The following is a 10,163-nucleotide window of genomic DNA, read 5'->3' as shown; positions in this document are numbered from 1 at the left end:
CACCGAATCCCGGCGGTGATCCCCGCCATCTGCTTGTCGAGCGTCGCGCGAATATCCCCGACCGCCCCGAAACCCCCGAGAATCACCACCGGATTGGGCTGCTCCGGCGCGGGCGTGCAGTCCAGCGCGGGCTCGAGCGTCCCGGAACTCGGCTGATCCGCGCCGGGGGTGATCTCCGGCATGGCCGCCGCCGGCGTCGCGCCCAGCAGGAGTAGCGCCGCCACCATCGCCGTCCCCGCCCGCCCGCGCCATCTTCGCCACTGCCTGCCCGCCGGTATCGCATTCATCACCGAAATAGTTCGGACGCCGACGGCGTTTGGACGACCGATTCAGCGTGTCGGCGGCGTGGCATACGCTCCGGTTGATCGGAAGGAGCGGGGTGTGAGCAAGCGTGGCTGGCTGTTGTTTCTGGGCATGGGCGTGATCTGGGGTGTCCCCTACGCCATGATCCGGGTCGCGGTGCGGGAATTCGACCCGGTGTTCGTGGCCTTCGGCCGCACCCTGCTCGGCGCGCTGGTGCTGCTGCCGATCGCGCTGTACCTGAAGGTCCTGGCTCCCGCACTGCGGCAATGGCGCTGGCTGCTGGTGTACACGCTGGTGGAGATCACCGGCCCGTGGCTGCTCATCGGCCACGCCGAAACCAAGCTGACCAGTTCGACGGTCGGCCTGCTCATCGCCGCGGTGCCGTTGATCGCGATCGTCCTCACCACGCGGATGGGCCACGAGCGCTTGGACATGCGCCGCATCCTCGGCCTGGTGATCGGCTTCGCGGGCGTCACCGCCCTGGTCGGCCTGGATATCGACGTCTCGAATCTGGGCGCGATGGCGGCCATCGGCGTCAGCGTCGTCGGCTACGCGTTGGGCCCGATCATCATCGACCGGAAGTTGAAGGAACTGCCCCCGATCGGCGTGGTGACCGGCTCGCTGATCTTCGCCGCCGCCATCTACCTACCGTTCACGCTGTGGCGCATGCCTTCCCACTACGCCGCCGCGCCGACCTGGTCGGTGGTCGGACTCGGCCTGATCTGCACCGCGCTGGCCTTCGTGGTGTTCTTCGCGCTCATCGGCGAGGTCGGCCCGTCGCGCGCCACCGTCATCACCTACATCAATCCGGCGGTGGCCCTGCTGATCGGCGTCTCGCTGCTGAACGAGCCGCTGACCGCGGGCATGGCGATCGGCTTCCCGCTGGTGATCATCGGTTCGATCGTGGGCACCGCCCGGGCCAAGGCAGAGGTGAAGGAACCAGCCCCCGCCTAACCCTGGTTTGCCTTGCGCTGCTTGCGGGTTCGATCGCTGCGTTCGATGCGCGGATCCTCGGCCACCTCGTAGCGTTTCACGTACTCCCCGAGGAACGCCTGCAAGGTGGCGGTGGCGGGAATGGCCAGCAGCGCCCCCACCGCCCCCAGTAGCGCGCCGCCCACGATCACCGACAGCAGGGCGATCGCCGGATTCACGTCCACGGTCTTGGCGGTGATGCGCGGCTGCAGCACGTAATCCTGGATCCACTGATAGACCACCACGAAGATGACGATCCACACCGCGTCGATCGGCCGGATCGTCAGGGCCACCAGAATCGGCAGCGTCCCAGCGATATACGTGCCGATGGTCGGCACGAACGAGGCCACCACGCCGAACCAGATCCCCAGCGCCAGCGAGTTGGGCAGCCCCAGCAGCGCCAGGAACGCCCAGTGCGCGACCGCGGAGATGACCGCCAGCAGCGCCCGCGAGTACAGGTACCCGCCGGTCTTGTCGATGGCCAGATCCCAGGCATGCAGTACCGCACCCTGTTTCGCGGGCGGCAGCAGCGAGCACAGCGCCCGCCGCAGCTTGGGCCCGTCGGCGGTCATGTACACGCTGAACAGTGCGATGGTGACGAACTTGGCCAGCCCGCCCAGCACCGTGCTCGACAGCCCCCACACATTGTTCGCGGCGCGCGCGGCGTAGGAGCTGATGATGTCGGAGTCCTTGAACAGCCGATCCCGGAGCTGATCCAAGGTGAATTTCTGGTGGAAGGTGGAGTTGATCCAGTCCACCAGTTCGTCGATCAGCCGGGGCATCTCGCTGACCACGTTCGCGACCGTTTCGACCATGAGGACGCCGAGGGTGGCGAGGAAGCCCGCGGTGCACGCGAACACGATGATGAACACGATCGCCGTGGCCAGTCCGCGGTTGACGCCGCGCGCGGCCATTGCGTCCACCGCCGGTTCCATGGCCAGTGAGACGAAGAAGGCGACAGTCATCATGACAGCGATGCCGATGAGCTGGTGGGCTGCCCAATTGGCCAGTTCGAACAGTCCGAGCAATGCCAGCGCGAGCACCATGGCCCGGGGTAGCCAGGCGGGCATGGCGGCCCGCTCGGGTGCGTCAGTGCTGCTGGGGCTGTCCGTCGCCTCGGGGTTCTGCTCGGCGGCAGGGTTTTCGGCGGCCACGGGGCCAGTCTCGTGCACGGCCGCCGGTTTCCCGGGACGACGCACCGGCGTGTATGAAATGTACAAATCCGGTCGGTCTGTTTTTAGTGAACGAAAAGAACCGAGAGTCATTCGCAGAGAAAGGTTTTGCCGCGATAGTGTGCAGGCATGTCGGTGGGCGGCCAAGATATGCGAGTGCGCACGAAATTCTCCAGCGAACTGATGGCGCTGACCGATGAGCTCGCGCATATGGCGAGACTGACGCATGAGGCTTCGGAGCGGGCCGCGGCCGCGCTCATGGGCAGCGACCTGACCGCTGCGTACGAGGTGTTCGCGCTCGAGGAGAAGGTTGAGATCGAGCACGCCAAATGTGAGGACCGGTCGGTCATCCTGCTGGCCTTGGAGGCCCCCGTCGCCCGCGACCTGCGGCACGTGGTGACCGCCATGCAGATCGCCGACGACCTGCTCGCGGTCAGCCGCGCGCTGAGCCGGGTGGCCGACGTGGTGGTGCGCCGCTACCCGAACCCGGCCGCCCCGCCGCACGTAATCGCTCTGCTCGCGGAATTCTCCGGCGTGGTCACCCATCTCATCGTCAGCGCGGTGAGAGTCATTGCGGCACAGAACCCACCGCGCGATCGGGTGCTGGTGCCGCGCGACGAGAACGTCGAGCGGCTGCGTGCGCAACTGGTGGAACTGGCCGCCGACGACAGCTGGGAACACGGCTCGGCCATGGCGATCGACATCGCCCTGCTGGCCTACCACTTCGAGCGCGGAGCCGACCACTGCGTCCGCATCGGGCGGCTCATCCGGTTCTTCCACACCGGCATTCCGCTCTACGCGCAAACGGAGGCGTAACCACCCCTTGTGTGAAGGGCCCGATCGGCGGGAGTAAGCTGCCCGAATTGCTTCATGGCGAGGTCTTTTCGAGTAGCACCGCACGCACGGACAGCCGAAATCCGACAAGGGCCCCAAACATGACCTATAGCTCTACCCAGACGAAGGTGGCAGCGCCGGTTCGCGTAGAGCCTGCCCCCGTCACGGACGAGAATTTCGCCGAAAGAACGCTCTCGCACCGCCAGATCATGACCATTTTGTCCGGCCTGCTGCTGGGCGTCTTCCTGGCGGCGCTGGACCAGAACATCGTCAGCGTGGCGATCGTCCGCATTGCCAACAGCCTGCACGGCTTCGACAAACAGGCGTGGGCCACCACCGCCTACCTCATCACCGCGACGATCAGCACGCCGCTCTACGGCAAGCTCGCCGACATCTACGGCCGAAAACCCTGCTATCTCATCGCCATCGGCGTCTTCGTGATCGGCTCGGTGTGCTGCACCTTCGCCACCTCCATGTACCAGCTGGCGGGGTTCCGCGCGCTGCAGGGCGTGGGCGCGGGCGGACTCATGTCGCTGGCCTTCACCATCATCGGCGATATCGTGCCGCCGCGTGAAAGAGTCCGGTACCAGGGCTATTTCATGATGGTCTTCGGCATCGCCACCGTGCTGGGGCCGGTGCTGGGCGGCTTCTTCTCCAACGCCGACCACATTCTGCGACTCTCCGGCTGGCGCTGGGTGTTCCTGGTGAACGTGCCGATCGGCGTGCTGGCGCTGCTGGTGGTCGGCAAGGTGCTCAACCTGCCGCAGCAGCGCCGTCGGCAGCGCACCGACTGGCTGGGTGCGATATCGCTTGCGGCGGCGACGGTTCCGCTGCTGATCGTGGCCCAGCAGGGTCGCGAGTGGGGTTGGCACTCCCATCGCGCGCTGCTCTGCTACGGCATCGCGGCAGCCGGACTGGTGGCATTCCTGCTCATCGAATTCCTGATGAAGGACGCCGCGCTGATTCCCCTGCGGCTGTTCCGCAGTCTCACCTTCAGCATCGCGATCCTGGGCGGCTTCATCGTCGGCGTCGCCATGTTCGGCGCGATCGTGCTGGTGCCGCTGTACTTCCAGGTGGTGCGCGGGTATTCGCCCACGCGCTCAGGGCTTTTCATGCTGCCGCTCGTGCTCGGGATCATGGTCGGCGCGCAATTGTCCGGGCTCATCACCAAATTCACCGGACGCTACAAGGCGCTGCCGGTGCTGGGGTCGCTGGTGATCGCCGCCGGGTCGGTGCTGTTCGCGCTCGTGCACTACGACAGTCCGCTGTGGCAGCCGCTGTTGTACTGCGGCATCATCGGTTTCGGGCTCGGCGGGTGCATGCAGACGCTCATCATCGCCGCCCAGAACGCGGGCCCGCGCGCCGATATGGGCGTCTCCACCGCGGCGGCCACCTTCTTCCGGCAGATGGGCGGCACCCTCGGGGTCGCGATCTTCCTGACCATCCTGTTCAACCTGTTGCCGCACAAGATCATCGCGGCGTTCGGCGGGCAGCTGCCGCCGGGATTCGACGCCTCCCAGCTGGGCAAGATCCAGAGCAGCACCGGCGAGATCGCGGCCCTGCCGGATCAACTGCGCATCCCCATTCTGACCGGATTCACCCACGCCATGGGCGGGGTCTTCTTCACCGCCGCCGCGGTGGCGGTGGTGGCTGCACTGGTGCTTGCGTTCATGAAAGAGATTCCACTGCAAGATGTTCCGGTACCGGTCGTCGAGCAGGAAGCCGAGCCGGAACCCGAGTTCGAGCCGGAGCCGGAATTCCACATGGTCGAGCCGAGCGGCCTGTCGGTCTCGGGTTGCGTGCACCGCGAGGACGGCCAGTCGGTGCCCGACACCGTGCTCACCCTCATCGATCAACGCGGACGCCAGGTTTCGCGGGCGCTCGGCGAACCCGACGGTGGCTATCTGATCGGCGTGCCGCGCGCGGGCGGTTACGTGCTGATCGTCTCGGCTTTCGGCTACCAGCCCGCCGCGGTCACCCTCACCGTCGGCAGCCGGCCGCAGCAACTCGACGTGGCCCTGCTCGGCTCCGGCGAGGTGTCGGGGACCGTGCGGGCGGTGGGACGCGGTGCGCCGCTGCGCGATGCGACCATCACCCTGACCGACACCTTCGGGGACGTGGTCGGCTCGGCCATCACCTCCGACGACGGCGACTTCGTCTGCCGCGGCGTGCTGGCGGGCACCTACACCCTGGTCGCGGTCGCCGACCACATGCGCCCGGCCGCCGTCACGCTGACCGTGCCCGACAGCGGAATGCTGCGCCACGACATCGAACTCGCCCCGCGCGCGGTGCTGGCCGGGTCGGCGTGCAACGAGCGCGGCGACAGCGTGCCCGACGCGCAGATCACCGTGCTGGACGAGGCGGGCGATCTGATCGCGGTCACCCGCACCGACGGCGCGGGCCGCTACGTCGTGCCGGATCTGGGCGAGGGGCGCTACACCGTGATGGCGCGCGGCTACCCGGCGGCCTTCAGCCGGGTCACCGTGACCGAGGGGGAGATCGATCACGATGTGCTGCTCAGCTACGAACGGGTGGAATCGAATTACCAGCGGATGGAGTCGGACTACGAGCGGATCGAGGCAGTGGAGCGGGCCGAGTCGGCGGACCGGGTGTGAGCAGGCGAACCGGGTGTGAGCAGGCAGAACGGGGCGAATTGGTCTGCCGTCCAACTTTATTCGGCTTTCGGGGAGCGGAGATGCCGCGCAGCTGTTAGGTTTCCGCGTGAAAACAGTCCGACATTCGGTATTGGGCTGGTTCAAGGGGAAGAACACAGATGAAGACCTCGCGCGTACTGCTGACAGCCGCCCTCGCCGTCCTACCCGCCGCGGCTGCCCAGGCCGCCCCGCCGTCACCGGATACCGGCGCGATCAACGAATATGTGGCCCTCGGTGATTCGTGGGCCGCCGACGCCACCCTGAGCCAGCTCACCACCGCGTTCACCCCGCTGCCCTGCGTGCAGAGCGCCCACAACTACGCCAAGCAGGTCGCCGCGGCGCTGGCCGTCCCGACCTTCCGCGACGCCACCTGCGGCGGCGCGGTCACCGCGAACATGACCCAGCCGCAGCGCACCGCGCTGGGCGACAACGCGCCGCAGTTCGACAGCCTGACCGCGAACACCGACCTGGTCACCCTCGAAATCGGCGGCAATGACGCGGGACTCGCCGCCGCCGTCACCGACTGCGTCACCCTCGATCCGGCGGCCCACCCCTGCCTCGACGAGATGGTGACCGGCGGCGTGGACCGCATGTCGCAGCAGATCGCCGTCGCCGAGAACCGGGTCACCGCGACCATCGCCGGAATCCGCGACCGCGCACCCCACGCCCGCATCCTGCTGCTCGACTACTTCGAGGGCATCGGGCTGGACGGTGGCTGCTGGCCCGAGATCCCCATCTCCGACCCGGACGCGATCTGGCTGGGCCAGAAGCTGTTCGAACTGCACCAGATGGTCGCCCGGGTAGCCGATGCCACCGGCGTCGACTTCGTCGACACCTACGACGGCAGCGCGGGCCACGACGCCTGCAAGCCCGTCGGCACCCGCTGGGTGGAGGGCCTGCTGCCCTACTCCGGCAGCCCGGTCGGCCTCGCGGTCCCGTTCCACCCCAACCAGCTCGGCGCGGACTACCAGGCCCGCAAGGTGCTCGAGACGCTCGGGGCCTGAACGGCTAGCGCCGGGTGATCTCCACGCGGTTGTCGTGGAAGACCGCGCCGCCGCCGAAGTCCGAATCGCGTTCGTCCACGGTCGCGTTCACCGTCGCGCCGCCGGTGTGCTTGGCCCAGCGGCCCTTCGGGGTCGCGGCGACGCCCGGGCGGACCGCGTCGGAGACCTCGGCGGTCGCGTCGAACGAGCCGCGCGCGTTGCCGACCGTCACCGGGTCGCCGTCGGTGATGCCGCGGGCGGCCGCGTCGTCGGGGTGGATCATGACGCGGGGTTCGCCTGCGCGGCGGCGTAATTCGGGGTTCGCGCCGAAGGTGGTGTTGAGGAAGTAGTGCGACGCCGCGGAGATGAGCACCAGGCCGTCGCTGGGATCGGCGGGTGGGGTGTATCCGGCCAGCGGGTCGTGCCCGGCCGCCGCCGCACGCGGGGAGACGAACCGCAGCTTGTCCTTCGGCACCGGCTGTGCATCGACCTTCAGGAAGCCGTCGGCACGCAGCCGGTCGATGTCGTACTGCTTCAGCAGCTGATTCGCCAGCTCCTCATCGGAGTCGAACAGGGCCGGATCCGTCAGGCCCATCCGGTGCGCCAGGCGGCGGAAAGTCTCTGTGGTGGGCAGGCATTCACCGGGCGGGGCCACGGCCGGTTCGTTCCAGACCAGGTAGAGATTGCCGTACGCGGCGAGGACGTCGAGATGCTCGGGCTGCATGGTGGCCGGGAGGATGATGTCCGCGTAGTCGGCGGTATCGGTCTGGAAGTGTTCCAGGACCACGGTGAACAGGTCGTCACGAGACAGCCCCTCGATCACCTTGCGCTGGTCCGGATTCGAGCCGACCGGATTCGCGGCGATCACGAACAGCGCCTTGACCGGCGGACCGTCGGTGTCCAGCAGCGCCTCGCCCATGCGCGTCATCGACAGCGTCCGTACCGGATTCGGCAGCATGTCGAAACGCACCAGCGCCGGGACGTCGAGCTGGAAGTGCCCGCTGGTCGAATAGTGCAGCCCGCCACCGGGAATCGCCCAGTCCCCGGTCACGCCGGGCAGACAGGCCAGGGTGCGCAGCGCCATCCCGCCGCCCGCGTGCCGCTGCATGCCCTGCGAGGCGCGGATGGCCGTCGGCCGGGTGCGGGCGATGCGCTCACCCAGCGCCACGATGTCGGCGACCGGCAGCCCGGTGATCGCCGCGGTCCGCTCGGGCGTGTACTCCTCGACGCGCGAGCGGAATTCGTCCCAGCCCTCGGTGTGCGCGGCCAAATACGCCACGTCGTGCGCGCCCAGTGACACGATGACATGCATGAGTCCCAGCGCCAGCGCCGCGTCGGTGCCCGGCAGCGGCGCGAGATGTTCGTCGCAGCGCTCGGCGGTGCGGGTGCGCACCGGATCGATGGCCACCGTGTACGCGCCGCTGTCCTGGATGAACTTCCACACGTGATGCCCGGAGCTGAGCGGATTGGTGCCCCACAACAGGATCAGCTTCGACTTGGCCAGATCCTCGGGATCCATGCCGCCCGCGGTGCCGAGGGTGTACTTCAGCCCGGTGCCGCCCGCGATCGAGCAGATGGTCGGGTCGTGCAGGGACGCGCCGATCGCATTGAAGAAGCGCCGCCCGGAAAAGCCTTCCAGCCCTTGCAGGTAACCCAGGCTGCCGGTGCCGTGGAACGGCCAGATCGCCTCGCCGCCGTACTCGTCGACGATCCCGGTGAGCCGCGTGGCGATCTCGTCGAGCGCCTCGTCCCAGCTGATCGGCTCGAAGCGGCCCTCACCCTTGCGGCCGACGCGGCGCAGCGGATGGGTGAGGCGTTCGGGGGAGTGGACCTGTTCGAGATACCGGTTCACCTTCACGCACAACGCGCCCCGGGTGACCGGATGATCCTTGTTGCCGCGCAGGCCCACGGCCTTGCCGTCCCGCACATCCACCACCCACGAACAACCGTCGGGGCAATCGAGTGGGCATGCTCCCAAGACCTTCACGCAATCGATCGTAGGCAAGCGGGCGAAGTCGATCGTGGGCAAGCGGCCGGTCGGGCGCGAAAGGCGAGCGTACGGGCACTTTTCCATTGCGACACGCCTATCGCGTCATGTGACGACACGCTGGTGTGCTGCGGTAGTCTCGGCCGGCGGCCACTCAGCCGCAACAGGGTTGCGGGGGCGGAAGTGCGCGGTGGAATGGGAGCTTCATGATCACCCCCGGCCGAGGGCTCGTCGGTGTCGTCACCGGTTGCGTGGCGCTGCTGACCGGCTGTGCGCACGGGAGCACCACCGACGCGGCCCACGCCAATCGATCCCATGCCCACGCCGAGGCCGACGCCGAAACCGGTGAGATGCAGCGCAGCGCCTTCGTCACCGGGTGCGCGGGCACCGCGGCGGGCTGGGAGGCGACCGCGGTGGTGAGCAACCGGGACGTGGTCGAGCACCGGTACCTCGTGGTGATCAGTTTCATGACGCCGGAGGCCGCGGATCTGGAACGCACCCGCACCGAAGTAGTGGTCGCGCCGGGCGCCAATCAGGATTTCACCACCGAGACCAGGCTGGATCCGGTGACCCGTCCACAGACCGTTCGGTGTGTGCTGCGTGGGGTGGAACAGCTCTGAACGATGCTCCCGAATCGGGCATCGGTCGCTGCGCCGGCGGCGAAAGTTGCGCGGGGACAGGGGCGGACGCTTAGTATCTGCTGCGCTGGCCATGTTCGGTGGGCCGCACCAATCGGAATAGCTAAACGTTCACTGACCTGCGGGGCGGCGACGGTCAGCATTCGTCAGATGTGGATTTGTCGGTGCCATGGTGCATGCTCTTGGCACGCAGCTGTCCGCCCCGTCCGCCCGGAGTGCCCCATGTCGACCCGTACCAAGCCACAGCCCTTGTCGGATACCGAGATTCGGCAGATCGCCGCGGAAATCGACGCCGGCAAGCCGCCGATGGTGTGGTTCACCGCGGCGGCGGTCGGCGTACCGGAAGGCCGATCCGGCAAGGTGATGTCCCTCGGTGATCCGTCCGAGGGGGATTTCCTGCAGGTGAAGCCGACCGGTTCGAAGGATGTGCTGTCCTTCGGTCCCACCGAGGTGACCCTCACCAAGCCGGGCCGCCCGGCACAGGCCAAACCGGCCCCGCAAGCCAAACCGGCCACACCGCCCAAACATGCCACCGAGTCATCGGCCGCGACTCCGTTCAGGAATGAATCCACAGTGACGATGCCCTCGTCCGTGTAGACGACGTCCTCACCGGCGGCCCG

General features: G+C 67.8%; 8 protein-coding genes and 1 pseudogene. 6 read left to right on the top strand and 3 right to left on the bottom strand.

Annotation, left to right across the window (positions count from 1 at the left end; translation table 11 throughout):
* Positions 1–287: pseudogene (locus tag ACWELQ_RS26385) on the bottom strand (hypothetical protein); the annotation flags it as partial.
* 94 nt (positions 288–381) lie between these two features.
* Here ACWELQ_RS26385 and ACWELQ_RS26380 point away from each other — a divergent pair.
* Positions 382–1,257 (top strand): DMT family transporter, encoded by an 876-nt coding sequence (locus ACWELQ_RS26380; protein ID WP_452399737.1) that lies wholly within the window; start codon positions 382–384, stop codon positions 1,255–1,257.
* On the opposite strand, the gene ACWELQ_RS26375 is transcribed toward ACWELQ_RS26380, so the two are convergent.
* Complete coding sequence (locus tag ACWELQ_RS26375; RefSeq protein WP_452399736.1) at positions 1,254–2,429, bottom strand: AI-2E family transporter; 1,176 nt, start codon at positions 2,427–2,429, stop codon at positions 1,254–1,256. The genes ACWELQ_RS26380 and ACWELQ_RS26375 overlap by 4 nt on opposite strands.
* A gap of 174 nt (positions 2,430–2,603) precedes the next feature.
* Here ACWELQ_RS26375 and ACWELQ_RS26370 point away from each other — a divergent pair, with 174 nt between their 5' ends.
* From ACWELQ_RS26370 to ACWELQ_RS26360, 3 genes are all read left to right on the top strand, one after another.
* Positions 2,604–3,263 (top strand): phosphate signaling complex PhoU family protein, encoded by a 660-nt coding sequence (locus tag ACWELQ_RS26370; protein WP_452399735.1) that lies wholly within the window; start codon positions 2,604–2,606, stop codon positions 3,261–3,263.
* Between the two features lie 119 nt (positions 3,264–3,382).
* Entirely contained in the window at positions 3,383–5,896 is a 2,514-nt protein-coding gene (locus tag ACWELQ_RS26365) for an MFS transporter (protein WP_452399734.1), read from the top strand.
* 158 nt (positions 5,897–6,054) lie between these two features.
* Entirely contained in the window at positions 6,055–6,939 is an 885-nt protein-coding gene (locus tag ACWELQ_RS26360; protein ID WP_452399733.1) for an SGNH/GDSL hydrolase family protein, read from the top strand.
* A 4-nt stretch (positions 6,940–6,943) separates the two neighbouring features.
* On the opposite strand, the gene ACWELQ_RS26355 is transcribed toward ACWELQ_RS26360, so the two are convergent.
* Entirely contained in the window at positions 6,944–8,905 is a 1,962-nt protein-coding gene (locus ACWELQ_RS26355) for a molybdopterin-containing oxidoreductase family protein (RefSeq protein ID WP_452399732.1), read from the bottom strand.
* 206 nt (positions 8,906–9,111) lie between these two features.
* Between ACWELQ_RS26355 and ACWELQ_RS26350 the strand changes: the two genes are divergently transcribed.
* Positions 9,112–9,525 carry a hypothetical protein gene (locus tag ACWELQ_RS26350; RefSeq protein WP_452399731.1) on the top strand — a complete coding sequence of 138 codons (414 nt, stop codon included), beginning with the start codon at positions 9,112–9,114 and terminating at the stop codon, positions 9,523–9,525.
* A 240-nt stretch (positions 9,526–9,765) separates the two neighbouring features.
* Positions 9,766–10,140 (top strand): hypothetical protein, encoded by a 375-nt coding sequence (locus ACWELQ_RS26345; RefSeq protein ID WP_452399730.1) that lies wholly within the window; start codon positions 9,766–9,768, stop codon positions 10,138–10,140.
* The last annotated feature ends 23 nt before the right edge of the window (positions 10,141–10,163 follow it).

The organism is Nocardia sp. NPDC004722 (assembly GCF_053601505.1).
Note: the sequence above shows the minus strand (reverse complement) of the source record. Positions and strands in the feature narration are given on the sequence as shown.

Coding starts and splice junctions, on each gene's coding strand:
- ACWELQ_RS26365 (WP_452399734.1), top strand. CDS start 3,383: ATGACCTATAGCTCTACCCAGACGAAGGTGGCAGCGCCGGTTCGCGTA.
- ACWELQ_RS26360 (WP_452399733.1), top strand. CDS start 6,055: ATGAAGACCTCGCGCGTACTGCTGACAGCCGCCCTCGCCGTCCTACCC.
- ACWELQ_RS26350 (WP_452399731.1), top strand. CDS start 9,112: ATGATCACCCCCGGCCGAGGGCTCGTCGGTGTCGTCACCGGTTGCGTG.
- ACWELQ_RS26345 (WP_452399730.1), top strand. CDS start 9,766: ATGTCGACCCGTACCAAGCCACAGCCCTTGTCGGATACCGAGATTCGG.